We start from the raw sequence: 13,671 nt of genomic DNA, 5'->3' as shown, positions 1-13,671 counted from the left end.
AAATCCGCACTCGCGCCAACCGTGCGCGACGCTTCCCGTGCACTCGTCAATGCGAAGGACACTCGTGAAGAAGAAGACTCCGATTATCGCCGCAGCCGCACTCGCGACCGTATTCGCGGGCGGTGGCGGTGGCGCAGCCTACGCGATGTCGAACGAAGTCACCGTGAACGCCTACGGCCGCGTGGCAACGTTCCGCACGTTCGACACGCAGGTGGCCGACATCCTCGAAGCGCACGGCGTGGATGTCTCCCACACCGATCTCGTGAAGCCGGCTCTCGGCGAGACCGTCGACTCGGGCGACAAGATCGTCGTGAAAGAACGCGAAGAGGTCAAGCTCAGTGTCGACGGCAAAGAGCAGTCGGTCCTCGTCGAGGGCGATACCGTTGCCGATGCTCTCGCGCAGGCCGGAATCGACGCCGAAGGGGCCGCGGTTTCCCCGAAGCCCGACACCAAACTTGAGGATGTCGACGGTCCCGTGACCGTGACGACCCCCAAGGACATCACCGTGACCGGCATGAACGGCTCGTGGGTTGCCAAGGGCACGACCGTTCGAACCGTTCAGGATCTCCTCGATAAGTACTTCGCCGACTCGGTTGACGCCGACGACGACGTCACGCCCTCGCGTGACACCGTCCTCAAGGATGGCGACACGATCCACCTCGTGCGCCTCAACTCCGAGGAAAAGACCGAGAAGGTTGCGATCGACTACAAGACCGAGACTCGCAAAGATGACGCGATCTACGAAGGCGAAACTCGCGTGGTCACGAAGGGCGAAAAGGGCGAAAAGACCATCGTCAAAAAGATTTCGACGACCGACGGAAAAGTGTCGGGCGAGGAAGTCGTGAAGGAAGAGGTCACGAAGGAACCCGTCACCGAGGTCGTCGCCAAGGGCACCAAGAAGCGCCCCGCTGAGGAACCGAAGAGCGCGGAACCGAAGAGCGAGGACGTGAGCAAAGCTAGTGGCGACGCCCCGAAGCAGAGCCGCAAAAAGCGCAGCGAATCCGCGCCTCAGGGTGGCAAGGCTGTGAGCGGCGTTCGTTCGTGCGGTGCCTCGTTCTACGGCAACGGCGACGGCACTGACGGCGGCCCCACGGCAAGCGGCGAGCGTTTCAACACGCATGCGTACACCGCGGCCCACAAGAGTCTGCCGTTCGGCACCCGCGTGCGCGTGACCAATAAGGCCAACGGCCGCAGCGTGGTCGTGCGCATCAACGACCGTGGCCCGTACGTGGGCGGTCGCTGCCTCGACCTTTCCTACGCGGCGATGAAGAGTATCGGCGGCGTGAGCTCCGGCGTGGCACGCGTCGACTGGCAGATCGTCGAGTAAGCCACCATGACAAAAAGCGGGCCGACGGTACTCAGCTACCGTCGGCCCGTTTCCTTTGCTGTTGCCTGCGCGACACTTCCAGGTTCCCGTGCATGTGATGTACGACGAACTGGCCCCAGTCCTTTGACCGGAATAAAACGCGCAACGTAGACTGATGAACTGTGCCTGGGTGCCCTATGCCCTCTCGCGGCCTCGCCTCGTGCGAGTGCAATGAGCGGGGGTACGGTATCGCAGTCACCGGGCCTCATGAGGGGTCCGTGCGGGTCGAGATTGACACCCCTCGCGGCGTCGTCTCGGGTCGCGGCCCACTCCACACCCGTGGACCCGGTGCTTCGGCGCCTGTGGGCAAAGAAGGTGATCTGGCCGTGTGAAGAGCGCGGCTAGCGACAGAAAGAGAAAAAGTGCCTACTATTCAGCAGTTGGTGCGCAAGGGTCGCCAGGATAAGCCTGTCGCCTCGAGCACGCCCGCGCTCAAGGGCTCGCCCCAGCGCCGCGGCGTGTGCACCCGTGTGTACACCACCACCCCCAAGAAACCGAACTCGGCGCTCCGCAAGATTGCACGTGTTCGTCTCTCCTCCGGTGTCGAAGTTACGGCCTACATCCCCGGTGAAGGCCACAACCTCCAGGAGCACTCGATCGTCCTTGTTCGCGGCGGTCGTGTGAAGGACCTCCCGGGCGTCCGCTACAAGGTCGTTCGTGGTTCGCTCGATACCCAGGCCGTGAAGGGTCGCCAGCAGGCACGCTCGCGGTACGGCGCGAAGAAGGAGAAGAAGTAATGCCACGTAAAGGTGCAGCTCCCAAGCGTCAGCTCGTGGTCGACCCTGTCTACGGCTCGCCCATCGTCACTCAGCTCATCAACAAGGTTCTCCTTGACGGCAAGAAGACCGTCGCCGAGCGCATCGTTTACGGCGCTCTCGAAGGCTGCCGTGAGAAGAACGGTCAGGACCCGGTTGCGACCCTCAAGAAGGCTCTGGACAACATCCGTCCGTCCCTCGAGGTTCGTTCCCGTCGCGTCGGCGGTGCCACCTACCAGGTGCCCGTCGAGGTGCGTGCCGGCCGCTCGACGACCCTCGCGCTGCGCTGGCTCGTTGGCTACTCGCGTGCTCGCCGTGAGCACACGATGACCGAGCGCCTGATGAACGAGATCCTCGACGCTTCGAACGGCCTCGGTGCCGCTGTGAAGCGCCGCGAAGACACCCACAAGATGGCGGAGTCCAACAAGGCCTTCGCTCACTACCGCTGGTAATCGCCGGCGGTACTCGAACCGAAGCGCAGAAAGGCATAGCCCGTGGCACTTGCAGTGCTTAAGGATCTCAATAAGGTCCGCAACATCGGCATCATGGCACACATCGATGCTGGTAAGACCACCACCACCGAGCGCATCCTGTACTACACCGGCGTCAACTACAAGCTTGGCGAAACCCACGACGGTGCCGGCACCATGGACTGGATGGAGCAGGAAAAGGAACGCGGCATCACCATTACGTCCGCGGCAACGACCTGCTACTGGCACGACAACCAGATCAACATCATCGACACGCCCGGCCACGTCGACTTCACCGTTGAGGTGGAGCGCTCGCTGCGCGTTCTCGATGGCGCTGTTGCCGTGTTCGACGGCAAGGAAGGTGTCGAGCCGCAGTCGGAGACCGTGTGGCGCCAGGCCGACAAGTACAACGTGCCGCGCATTTGCTTCGTCAACAAGATGGACAAGATGGGTGCGGACTTCTTCTTCACCGTCGGCACCATCGTTGACCGACTCAAGGCGAAGCCGCTCGTCATGCAGGTGCCGATCGGCGCTGAAGCGGACTTCCGCGGCGTGATCGACCTCCTCGAGATGAAGGCCTACGAGTGGCCCGAAGAGTTCGAAGAGGACGCCCCCGAGTTCAACAAGAAGAAGGGCGATGCCGCTCTCGGTCAGTACCAGAAGGAGATCCCGATCCCCGCGGATCTCCAGGCCAAGGCTGAGGAATACCGCGAGAAGCTCGTCGAGGACGTCGCCGAGGCAAGCGAAGAGCTCATGGAGAAGTACCTCGAAGAGGGCGAACTCTCAATTGAGGATCTCAAGAAGGGCATTCGCGAACTCACGATTTCCTCGCAGGCCTACCCGGTGTTCTGTGGCTCGGCGTTCAAGAACAAGGGCGTGCAGCCCATGCTCAACGCCGTCGTTGACTTCCTTCCCTCGCCGCTCGACGTCCCGCCGATGGTGGGCCACGACGTCAACGATGAGGAGAAGGAGCTCACGCGTAAGCCCTCCGCTGACGAGCCTTTCTCCGCGCTCGCGTTCAAGGTTGCCGCACACCCGTTCTTCGGCTCGCTCACCTACGTGCGCGTGTACTCGGGCCACGTTGAGACCGGTACTCAGGTGCTCAACGTCACCACGGGCAAGAAGGAACGCGTCGGCAAGCTCTTCCAGATGCACTCGAACCAGGAGAACCCTGTCGACGAGGCATTCGCGGGCCACATCTACGCGTTCATCGGTCTGAAGGACACGACCACCGGCGACACGCTGTGCGACGCGCAGCACCCGATCGCTCTTGAGTCGATGACCTTCCCGGAGCCCGTGATCTCGATGGCGATTGAGCCGAAGACCAAGGGTGACCAGGAGAAGCTCGGTATCGCGATTCAGCGTCTCGCCAAGGAAGACCCGACCTTCCAGGTCGAGCTTGACGAGGAAACCGGCCAGACGGTAATCAAGGGCATGGGCGAGCTTCAGCTCGACGTGCTCGTGGATCGTATGCGCCGCGAGTTCAAGGTCGAAGCGAACGTGGGCTCGCCGCAGGTGGCCTACCGCGAGTCGATCAAGAAGACCGTTGAGAAGTTCGACTACACGCACAAGAAGCAGACCGGTGGTTCCGGTCAGTTCGGTAAGGTTCAGATCACCTTTGAGCCTCTCACCGACGCTGAAGAAGGCGTGTTCTACGAGTTCGAAAACCTCGTCACCGGTGGCCGCATCCCGCGTGAATACATCCCGAGCGTTGACGCGGGTATTCAGGATGCGCTCCAGTCCGGCGTTCTCGCCGGCTACCCGGTGGTGAATGTCAAGGCATCGCTTATCGACGGTGCTTACCACGACGTGGACTCCTCGGAAATGGCGTTCAAGATTGCCGGTTCGATGGCGACGCGCGAGGCCCTCAAGAAGGCCCAGCCGATTCTCCTCGAGCCGATCATGAGCGTCGAGGTTCGTACTCCCGAGGAGTACATGGGAGATGTCATCGGCGACCTGAACAAGCGACGTGGTCAGGTTTCGTCGATGGAGGACGCGAGCGGGGTCAAGATTATCCGTGCTCTCGTCCCGCTGTCCGAAATGTTCGGCTACATTGGCGACCTGCGTTCCTTCACGCAGGGCCGCGCGATGTACACGATGCAGTTCGACAGCTACGCGGAGGTCCCGAGGAACATCTCGGAAGAGATCATCGCGAAGACGCGGGGCGAGTAAGCCTTACGAGGATTTGCGGGTAGAGTAGATCTGTTCGCTGATTCTCGGACCGCTTGGGTCGCCCCCTTCCGGGGGGCGCCCCACCCGTTCAATAGAAGTACACCCAACCAAAGTCCTAGGAGGACACACTATGGCTAAGGCCAAGTTCGAGCGTACTAAGCCGCACGTCAACATCGGCACCATCGGTCACGTTGACCACGGCAAGACCACGCTTACCGCTGCCATCTCGAAGGTTCTGTACGACCAGTACCCTGACCTCAACGAGCAGCGCAACTTCGATACGATCGACAATGCCCCTGAGGAAAAGCAGCGCGGCATCACGATCAACATCTCCCACATTGAGTACCAGACCGACAAGCGCCACTACGCTCACGTCGACGCTCCGGGCCACGCCGACTACATCAAGAACATGATTACCGGCGCTGCGCAGATGGACGGCGCAATCCTCGTGGTTGCCGCCACCGACGGCCCGATGGCTCAGACCCGCGAGCACGTTCTTCTTGCTCGCCAGGTTGGCGTTCCCTACCTTCTCGTTGCACTCAACAAGTGCGACATGGTCGACGATGAGGAAATCCTCGAGCTCGTCGAGATGGAGGTCCGTGAGCTCCTCGCTTCGCAGGAGTTCGACGAGGACGCTCCCGTCGTTCGCGTTTCGGCGTTCAAGGCGCTCGAAGGCGACGAGAAGTGGGTCAAGTCGGTTCAGGACCTCATGGCTGCCGTCGACGAGTCGATCCCGGATCCGGTTCGCGACATGGACAAGCCGTTCCTCATGCCGATCGAGGACGTCTTCACCATCACCGGCCGTGGCACCGTTGTGACCGGTAAAGTCGAGCGTGGCAAGCTTGCCATCAACTCGGAAATCGAGATCGTGGGTATCCGCGAGGCTCAGAAGACCACCGTTACCGGTATCGAGATGTTCCACAAGCAGATGGACGAGGCTTGGGCAGGCGAGAACTGTGGCCTCCTCCTCCGTGGCACCAAGCGTGAAGACGTTGAGCGTGGCCAGGTTGTTGTGAAGCCGGGCTCGATCACCCCGCACACCGACTTCGAGGCTCAGGTCTACATCCTCTCGAAGGACGAGGGTGGCCGCCACAACCCGTTCTACTCGAACTACCGCCCGCAGTTCTACTTCCGTACCACGGACGTGACCGGCGTTATCACCCTCCCCGAGGGCACCGAGATGGTCATGCCTGGCGACTCGACCGAGATGACCGTTGAGCTCATCCAGCCGATCGCTATGGAAGAGGGCCTCGGCTTCGCTATCCGTGAGGGTGGCCGCACCGTTGGCTCGGGCCGCGTTACCAAGATCATCAAGTGATCTAGCGCTGCATAGCCTGCAGAGTTAAGAGAAGAGGCGCTCCGGATTCGTCCGGGGCGCCTCTCTTTGTGTTGCGGGGAGGGTAGAGGGCTTGGGGCGCCCGAGGTCCACGGGGTGCTACGGCTGCTCGGGGTGGGGTGGAGTCCCTTTCGCGGATCTGTACCCAACGTTTGTGGCGGAACGAGGCGTGATACCGCCGCAAACGTTGGGGTTAGTTTCCTAGGTCCGAAGGAGGTGTGCCCGGGGTGATCGGGTGGTCAGGGCGCTCGGGGACTCTTGCTGAGGTTAGCCCCTTCTAGCCGCGTGGGTGCGGCTCGTCATCGCCGTGGGTGCCGCGCGCGGAATCAGGGTCCGACGGCAACCCGAATGTTGGTCGCTTCGGAGCTTCGGCATCGTCGCTCTTCAGCGAAGTGGAATCGCCGAAGCTGTGAGCATCGTCGCGGGTGGCCCCTGACGCCATCGAACCTTGTGCCGGTTCCATCGGATCCCGGCTCTCAGGTGCGCTTTGCCCGTACTGGGGTCGATTGGAGCGGGCAGACGACGGACCGTCCGCGCCGTAGCTGGGCGAACCAAGAGGTTGCGTGCCAGGCGATTGAGTGCCAGGCGACTGTGTGCCGGGCCCTGTCGGTCGATTCTTTGCGGAGTCACCATAGCCGCTGCCCCCAAAGGCGCCGTCGCCGAGGCGGATGCCTGCGCCGGTGAGGATGCGGCGCGCGTCCATGACGTTGCGGTGCTCGACGAGGAGCTCGTAGTGCATGGGGACCGTTGCGGTCATGGACGTGAAGTCGCGTTGACCACCGCTCATGGCGTGCCCAATTACCGCCCAGACCGTGAAGAACACGGCGCCGAGGAGAACGGAGCTGAGGATCGTCGAAAGCCAGTTCGAGGAAAGCATGCTGAACAGCAGGCCCACGAAAAGTCCCATCCACATGCCGCTGAGCGCGCCTCCAAGGATGACTCGGCCCCAGGTCTTGCGTCCGGTCACGCGCTCGATGAGGCGCAGGTCGGTTCCCACAATGAGGGTGTTCTGTACTGGAAAACCGGCGTCGGCGAGGATGTCGACCATGCGCTGAACGTCGGCATACTCCTTATATGTGCCGAGCGATTGCGGAAATTCGAGTGAAAATGCCTGCGATTGGAGCGGGCTGTGCGGCTGTTGGCTCATGGGCCCACTCTAGGATGCTCACCTGCGCGTCTGTTCGAAACAGTGAGGCGCCCGGCGCTGGAGGCTGTGGCATGGCGCTGGAGCCTGCGCGAAGGTGAGACTTGGCAGCGCGCGGGGGTGCGAGTTTGCGGCAGAGTGCGAGGGCGCGAGAGTGCGCGGCGGGAGAGTCCGACGGTGTGAGCTTGCGGCAGGGTGTGAGGACGCGAAGGCGTGCCCCTGTGGCAGGGGAGTCCGACGGTCGATGTCCGACGGTGAATGCTTGTGAGGCGTTCCACGCCACGACCCCTGGTGCGCGTTTGCGATACGTGGCAAACTAGATGAGTTGCTTGCGCGAGCGGCCATGCCCGGTTCCGTTCCCCGTCTCTGGGAATGACCACCGGATGACGCTCAGCCCAAGGATGCGAACAGTGTGGATACTCCGCTGAGGGCGCATCGTTTGAGGGAAAAGTCGCAAGGACAAGGGTTTCGCGCGGCCTTTTTGCGCCTCGCAAGAGCGACACACCCGACCGCGGGTGTCGGTCTGGCCCACTCCATGTAAGAGCGGATTTAGAGAAAGAGATAGACCTAGGCTATGGCGGGACAGAAGATCCGCATCCGGCTCAAGTCGTATGACCACGAGGTGATTGACAGCTCGGCGCGCAAAATCGTCGACACTGTCACCCGCGCTGGTGCAACGGTCGTGGGCCCGGTGCCGCTGCCGACTGAGAAGAACGTTTTCGTTGTGATCAAGTCGCCGCACAAGTACAAGGATTCCCGTGAGCAGTTCGAGATGCGCACCCACAAGCGCCTCATCGACATCGTCGACCCCACGCCCAAGGCTGTGGATTCGCTGATGCGCCTCGACCTGCCTGCGGACGTCAACATCGAGATCAAGCTCTGAGGTATCGGAACACATGAGTAACGAACTGACAGGGCAGCGCGATCGCGTCATCAACGGCGTGCTCGGCACCAAGCTTGGCATGACCCAGGTGTGGGACGAGGACGGCAACATCGTCCCCGTGACCGTGGTTCAGGCCGGCCCGTGTGTCGTCACGCAGGTCCGCTCGCAGGACGTTGACGGCTACGACGCTGTCCAGATCGCGTACGGCGCGATCGATCCCCGTAAGGTGACGAAGCCCCTCAAGGGTCACTTCGAGAAGGCCGGCGTGACGCCGCGCCGTCACCTCGTTGAGCTCCGCACGAACGACGCCGCGGAGTACGAGCTCGGCCAGGAGATCGACGCTTCGATCTTCGAGGCCGGCCAGAAGGTCGACGTCGTTGGCACGACCAAGGGCAAGGGCAACGCTGGTGTCATGAAGCGTCACGGCTTCGCCGGTGTGAGCGCCTCGCACGGTCAGCACCGCAACCACCGCAAGCCCGGCTCGATCGGTGGCGCTTCGACCCCCGCTCGCGTGTTCAAGGGCATGCGCATGGCGGGCCGCATGGGCGGTAACCGCAATAGCGTCCAGAACCTCACCGTTCAGGCGGTGGACGCCGAGAAGAACCTCGTGCTCATCAAGGGTGCCGTTCCGGGCCCCAAGGGTGGCATCGTTCTGGTTCGCTCGGCCGTCAAGGGTCCGAAGAAGGGAGCCTGATTTTCATGGCTAACAACCTGACGGTCGACGTTCTCGACCCCGCAGGAAAGAAGACCGGCACTGCCGAGCTGCCCGCTCACATCTTCGATGTTCAGACCAACGTGGCGCTTATCCACCAGGTCGTGACCGCTCAGCTCAACGCTGCGCGTCAGGGCACGCACAAGGCCAAGACTCGCGGCGAGGTTAGCGGCGGCGGCCGTAAGCCGTGGAAGCAGAAGGGTACCGGTCGTGCTCGTCAGGGCTCGATCCGCGCACCTCAGTGGACCGGCGGTGGCGTCGTTCACGGCCCGGTTCCGCGCGACTACACGCAGCGTGTGCCCAAGAAGATGAAGGCTGCTGCGCTCCGCGGTGCCCTTTCGGATCGCGCCCGTTTCGGCCGCATCCACGTTTTCACTGCGCTCCTCGATGGCGACAAGCCCTCGACGAAGCTCGTGGCGAAGACCATCGCTACCGTCTCGGACAGCTCGAACTTCCTCCTGGTTGTTCGTCGCGACGACGAGGTCGGCGCGCTCAGCTCGCGCAACCTCGCTAACGCGCACGTGCTGTTCGCCGATCAGCTCAACACCTACGACGTCATGGCATCCGACCATGTCGTCTTCACCGAAGGTGCGCTCGAGGACTTCGTGGCAGGCGCGACTCTCGCCGCTGTGAAGGCTCCTGCGCAGCCCCAGGCTGCGGCAGCCCCCAAGGCGGCCGCCACGGCTGAGGCGAAGAGTGAAGCTGCGGCTGTTGAGGCTCCCTACGGCGAAGGCAGCGCCCTTCCGCTCGACGGTGGCAAGGCCCCCGAAGGTTTCACCATCAAGGGCAACAGCAACTCCATGAAGTACCACACCGAGGATTCGCCGTGGTACGGCCGCACTAAGGCTGAGGTCTGGTTCGCGACGCCCGAAGCAGCGGAAGCTGCCGGCTTCGTGAACGCTGTTCGCCCGGCCGATGAGGAGGAAGCCAAGTGACCTCGATTAACAAGAACCCGCGCGACATTCTCTTCGCGCCGGTCCTCACCGAGAAGTCCTACGGCCAGATGGACGAAGGGAAGTACGTCTTCCTCGTCGATCGCCGCGCAAACAAGACCGAAATCAAGCTTGCCGTCGAGGAGATCTTCGACGTCAAGGTTGCTTCGGTGAACACCATCAACCGTCAGGGCAAGACGCGTCGCACGCGTTTCGGCATTGGCAAGCGCAACGACACCAAGCGCGCCATTGTCACCCTCAAGGACGGATCCATCGACATCTTCGGAGGCGCGACCGCCTGAGCGGTCGTGACCCGAAGACAAACGAGAGAGTCTGAGGAAACCCACGATGGGAATTCGTAAGAACAAGCCGACCTCGCCGAGCCGCCGCGGCTCGAGCGTCGCCGACTTCGTCGAGATCACTCGTAGTGAGCCGGAGAAGTCGCTGGTCCGCCCCCTGTCCAAGACGGGTGGCCGTAACAACAAGGGCCGCGTGACCTCGCGTCACCGCGGCGGTGGCCACAAGCGTGCCTACCGCGTGATCGACTTCCGTCGTCACGACAAGGACGGCATCAACGCCAAGGTCGCCCACATCGAGTACGACCCGAACCGTACCGCTCGCATCGCTCTCCTCCACTACCTGGACGGCGAGAAGCGCTACATCCTCGCCCCGGCGAAGCTTCGCCAGGGTGACGTGCTCGAAAGCGGCCCAAGCGCCGACATCAAGCCGGGCAACAACCTTCCGCTGCGCAACATCCCCGTGGGTACCGTTGTGCACGCAATCGAGCTCCGCCCCGGTGGCGGCGCGAAGATCGCCCGCTCGGCGGGTGCCTCCGTGCAGCTCGTCGCGAGGGAAGGCAAGTACGCCCAGCTTCGTATGCCGTCCGGCGAAATCCGCAACGTCGATGCGCGCTGCCGCGCGACCATCGGTGAGGTGGGCAACGCCGAACAAGCCAACATCAACTGGGGCAAGGCCGGCCGTATGCGCTGGAAGGGCAAGCGCCCGCACGTCCGTGGTGTTGTGATGAACCCCGTGGACCACCCGCATGGTGGTGGTGAGGGCCGCACGTCGGGCGGTCGTCATCCCGTTTCGCCTTGGGGCCAGCCGGAAGGCCGTACCCGCAAGCCGAACAAGGAAAGCGACAAGCTCATCGTGCGCCGCCGCCGTACCGGCAAAAAGCGCTGATAGGACGAGGGATAAACAGTTATGCCACGCAGTATTGCTAAGGGCCCCTTCGTTGACGATCACCTTCAGAAGAAGGTTGACGCTCAGAACGAAGCCGGTACCAAGAATGTCATCAAGACCTGGTCGCGCCGTTCGGTCATTACGCCGGACTTCCTCGGCCACACTTTCGCAGTGCACGATGGCCGCAAGCACGTCTCGGTGTTCGTCACCGAGTCGATGGTTGGCCACAAGCTCGGCGAGTTCGCTCCCACGCGCACTTTCCGCAGCCATGACAAGGACGACAAGAAGGGACGTCGTCGCTGATCGCCCACGTGGCGAAGTGATGATTTCCCTCGCTATTCACTAAAGAAAGCAGGACAGCAATGGAAGCCAAGGCGCAGGTGCGGTTCATCCGTATTTCGCCCATGAAGGCCCGGCGCGTCGTTGACCTTATTCGTGGTAAGAGCACGGGTGAAGCACTGGAGATTCTGCGGTTCGCACCGCAGGCCGCCAGCGAGCCCGTCTCGAAGCTCGTAAAGTCCGCGATCGCCAACGCCCGCGTGAAGGCAGATCAAGCAGGGGAGCGTTTCGATGAGCAGGATCTCGTCGTGTCCGCTGCATTCGTCGACGAAGGCCCGACCATGAAGCGGTTCCAGCCGCGCGCTCAGGGTCGCGCATTCCAGATCAAGAAGCGCACCAGCCACATCACCGTGGTTGTTGCCCCGTCGAAGAAGAAGGAGACCCGCTAGTGGGCCAGAAGGTCAATCCCAACGGGTTCCGTCTCGGTATTACGACCGACCACACGAGCCGCTGGTTCGCCGACTCCACGAAGGAAGGTCAGCGCTACCGCGACTACGTGAAGGAAGACGTCGCCATCCGCAAGCTCCTTTCCGAGGGGCTCGAGCGCGCTGGCGTGTCGAAGGTCGAGATCGAGCGCACCCGCGATCGCGTTCGCGTTGATCTGCACACCGCACGCCCCGGCATCGTGATCGGTCGCCGTGGCGCGGAGGCCGAGCGTCTCCGCGGTCGGCTCGAGAAGCTGACGGGCAAGCAGATTCAGCTCAACATCCTCGAGGTCAAGAACCCCGAGGCAGACGCGCAGCTCGTTGCTCAGGGCATCGCCGAGCAGCTCGCGAGCCGCGTGTCCTTCCGCCGCGCTATGCGCAAGGGCATTCAGTCCGCGCAGCGTGCTGGCGCGAAGGGTATCCGTGTCGCCGTTTCGGGCCGCCTCGGTGGCGCCGAAATGAGCCGCAGCGAGTTCTACCGTGAAGGCCGCGTGCCCCTGCACACGCTTCGCGCGAACATCGACTACGGCTTCTACGAGGCCCGCACCGCATTCGGCCGCATTGGCGTGAAGGTGTGGATCTACAAGGGCGACATCACGTCCAAGGAACTCGCTGCACAGCAGGCCGCCCAGGCTCCGCGCCAGGGCCGTGGTCCGCGCGCTGAGCGCCCCCGTGGCCGCCGCAACGAGCGCAACGCCGCCCGCCGTGAGAAGGCGGAAGCTTCGGCTCAGGCTCAGGCCGCCACCGAGGCTCCCGCTGCCGCTCCGGCCGATAAGGGAACGGAGGCCTGAGTCCAATGCTGATTCCGCGTAGGACCAAGCACCGCAAGCAGCATCGCCCCACCCGTACCGGCATGGCCAAGGGTGGCTTCGATCTCGCGTTCGGCGACTACGGCATCCAGGCTCTCGAGCCCGCCTACGTCACCAACCGTCAGATTGAGGCTGCACGTATCGCCATGACTCGCTACATGAAGCGTGGCGGCAAGGTGTACATCAACATCTATCCCGATCGCCCCCTCACGAAGAAGCCTGCCGAGGTCCGCATGGGCTCCGGTAAGGGTTCGGTGGAGTTCTGGGTAGCGAACGTCAAGCCCGGCCGCGTCATGTTTGAGGTTGCCGGTGTCGATGAGCCGACTGCACGCGAGGCACTGCGCCTTGCCATGCACAAGCTCCCCATGAAGTGCCGAATCCTCAGCCGAGAGGGTGGTGACATCTGATGGCAGCCACGAAGCTTACCGCTGACGAGCTCAACAAGCTCGATGACGCGAAGCTCACCGAAGAACTCGCGAAGGCCAAGGACGAGCTTTTCAAGCTCCGTTTCCAGGGCGCGACCGGTCAGCTCGAGTCGAGCGCTCGCTTGCGTTCGGTCAAGAAGGACATCGCACGGATCTACACGATCCTGCGCGAGCGCGAGTTGGGGATCCGCCAGGCCCCCGGTTCGGCCGAGTGAACGAGCGAGGTTAGGTAATGAACGAAAATCAGGTCGCTGAAGAGCGTCCGTACCGCAAGACTCAGCGCGGCTACGTCGTCTCCGACAAGATGGATAAGACCATCGTCGTCGAGGTCGAGGAGCGCGTGAAGCACTCGCTGTACGGCAAGGTTATGAAGAAGCACAAGAAGTTCAAGGCCCACGATGAGGAGAACACCGCCGGTGTCGGCGATCTTGTTCGCATCATGGAAACCCGCCCGCTGAGCGCTTCCAAGCGCTGGCGTCTGGTGGAGATTCTCGAGAAGGCTAAGTAAGCCGTTCTCAGGTTCGCCTGAACATAGAGAGGCCGGGGTGGATTCGCAATGCGGATCCACCCCGGCCTCTCTCTTGTGTTTTCGTGGTGCGGGTTGCGAGTGCTTCCCACGTGCGAGGTACGTGACGCGCCAGCTGCCGTCGGCCTGCTTTGCCAACGTGAGGGACCCGGTGAGTTCGGGCGTGAAGCCCATATGTGCCGCGTCGCCGTA

At 62.6% G+C, this 13,671-nt stretch carries 17 protein-coding genes; 16 read left to right on the top strand and 1 reads right to left on the bottom strand.

All coding sequences use genetic code 11. The annotated features are described in order from the left end of the window. Positions 1-64: 64 nt before the first annotated feature. The 5 genes from HMPREF3176_RS09860 to tuf all read left to right on the top strand — a co-directional run bounded on the left by HMPREF3176_RS09860 (position 65) and on the right by tuf (position 6,081). Complete coding sequence (locus HMPREF3176_RS09860; protein WP_070460074.1) at positions 65-1,327, top strand: septal ring lytic transglycosylase RlpA family protein; 1,263 nt, start codon at positions 65-67, stop codon at positions 1,325-1,327. Between the two features lie 401 nt (positions 1,328-1,728). After that, positions 1,729-2,103, top strand: a complete 375-nt coding sequence (gene rpsL, locus HMPREF3176_RS09855) for a 30S ribosomal protein S12 (protein ID WP_016664014.1) — start codon at positions 1,729-1,731, stop codon at positions 2,101-2,103. Continuing rightward, positions 2,103-2,573 (top strand): 30S ribosomal protein S7, encoded by a 471-nt coding sequence (gene rpsG / locus HMPREF3176_RS09850; RefSeq protein ID WP_016664015.1) that lies wholly within the window; start codon positions 2,103-2,105, stop codon positions 2,571-2,573. The genes rpsL and rpsG overlap by 1 nt, the downstream gene beginning before the upstream one ends. Before the next feature lie 42 nt (positions 2,574-2,615). Further along, entirely contained in the window at positions 2,616-4,763 is a 2,148-nt protein-coding gene (fusA, locus tag HMPREF3176_RS09845; protein WP_070460071.1) for an elongation factor G, read from the top strand. Positions 4,764-4,893: 130 nt separating this feature from the next. Then, entirely contained in the window at positions 4,894-6,081 is a 1,188-nt protein-coding gene (gene tuf, locus HMPREF3176_RS09840) for an elongation factor Tu (protein WP_016664017.1), read from the top strand. A gap of 295 nt (positions 6,082-6,376) precedes the next feature. Here tuf and HMPREF3176_RS09835 read toward each other — a convergent pair whose 3' ends face one another. Then, positions 6,377-7,246, bottom strand: coding sequence for a YflT domain-containing protein (locus tag HMPREF3176_RS09835; RefSeq protein WP_016664018.1), 870 nt, complete (start codon positions 7,244-7,246; stop codon positions 6,377-6,379). Positions 7,247-7,817: 571 nt separating this feature from the next. Here HMPREF3176_RS09835 and rpsJ point away from each other — a divergent pair. The 11 genes from rpsJ to rpsQ are packed head-to-tail and all read left to right on the top strand — an operon-like array spanning position 7,818 to position 13,461. Further along, entirely contained in the window at positions 7,818-8,126 is a 309-nt protein-coding gene (gene rpsJ, locus HMPREF3176_RS09830; protein ID WP_055089348.1) for a 30S ribosomal protein S10, read from the top strand. A 13-nt stretch (positions 8,127-8,139) separates the two neighbouring features. Then, positions 8,140-8,820: a 50S ribosomal protein L3 gene (gene rplC / locus HMPREF3176_RS09825; protein ID WP_016664020.1), complete on the top strand. Its 681-nt coding sequence runs from the start codon at positions 8,140-8,142 to the stop codon at positions 8,818-8,820. A 5-nt stretch (positions 8,821-8,825) separates the two neighbouring features. Beyond that, entirely contained in the window at positions 8,826-9,773 is a 948-nt protein-coding gene (rplD, locus tag HMPREF3176_RS09820; RefSeq protein WP_070460068.1) for a 50S ribosomal protein L4, sunset domain variant, read from the top strand. Further along, positions 9,770-10,072 carry a 50S ribosomal protein L23 gene (gene rplW / locus HMPREF3176_RS09815; RefSeq protein ID WP_016664022.1) on the top strand — a complete coding sequence of 101 codons (303 nt, stop codon included), beginning with the start codon at positions 9,770-9,772 and terminating at the stop codon, positions 10,070-10,072. The genes rplD and rplW overlap by 4 nt, the downstream gene beginning before the upstream one ends. A 46-nt stretch (positions 10,073-10,118) precedes the next feature. Further along, positions 10,119-10,955, top strand: coding sequence for a 50S ribosomal protein L2 (rplB, locus tag HMPREF3176_RS09810; RefSeq protein WP_016664023.1), 837 nt, complete (start codon positions 10,119-10,121; stop codon positions 10,953-10,955). Positions 10,956-10,976: 21 nt separating this feature from the next. Further along, positions 10,977-11,258 (top strand): 30S ribosomal protein S19, encoded by a 282-nt coding sequence (gene rpsS / locus HMPREF3176_RS09805; protein WP_016664024.1) that lies wholly within the window; start codon positions 10,977-10,979, stop codon positions 11,256-11,258. A 59-nt stretch (positions 11,259-11,317) separates the two neighbouring features. Continuing rightward, positions 11,318-11,683: a 50S ribosomal protein L22 gene (gene rplV, locus HMPREF3176_RS09800; RefSeq protein ID WP_016664025.1), complete on the top strand. Its 366-nt coding sequence runs from the start codon at positions 11,318-11,320 to the stop codon at positions 11,681-11,683. Further along, positions 11,683-12,510 (top strand): 30S ribosomal protein S3, encoded by an 828-nt coding sequence (gene rpsC, locus HMPREF3176_RS09795; RefSeq protein ID WP_070460065.1) that lies wholly within the window; start codon positions 11,683-11,685, stop codon positions 12,508-12,510. Before rplV ends, rpsC begins: the two co-directional genes overlap by 1 nt. A 5-nt stretch (positions 12,511-12,515) precedes the next feature. Further along, on the top strand, positions 12,516-12,935 hold the full coding sequence (rplP, locus tag HMPREF3176_RS09790; protein ID WP_016664027.1) for a 50S ribosomal protein L16: 420 nt from the start codon (positions 12,516-12,518) through the stop codon (positions 12,933-12,935). Then, positions 12,935-13,168, top strand: coding sequence for a 50S ribosomal protein L29 (gene rpmC / locus HMPREF3176_RS09785; protein ID WP_016664028.1), 234 nt, complete (start codon positions 12,935-12,937; stop codon positions 13,166-13,168). The genes rplP and rpmC overlap by 1 nt, the downstream gene beginning before the upstream one ends. Positions 13,169-13,185: 17 nt before the next feature. After that, positions 13,186-13,461, top strand: coding sequence for a 30S ribosomal protein S17 (gene rpsQ / locus HMPREF3176_RS09780; RefSeq protein ID WP_016664029.1), 276 nt, complete (start codon positions 13,186-13,188; stop codon positions 13,459-13,461). The last annotated feature ends 210 nt before the right edge of the window (positions 13,462-13,671 follow it).

This window comes from Dermabacter sp. HMSC08H10 (genome assembly GCF_001807585.1).
GTDB lineage: Bacteria > Actinomycetota > Actinomycetes > Actinomycetales > Dermabacteraceae > Dermabacter > Dermabacter hominis.
The sequence above is the reverse complement of the archived record's forward strand: the minus strand, read 5'-3'. Positions and strand labels throughout refer to the sequence as shown.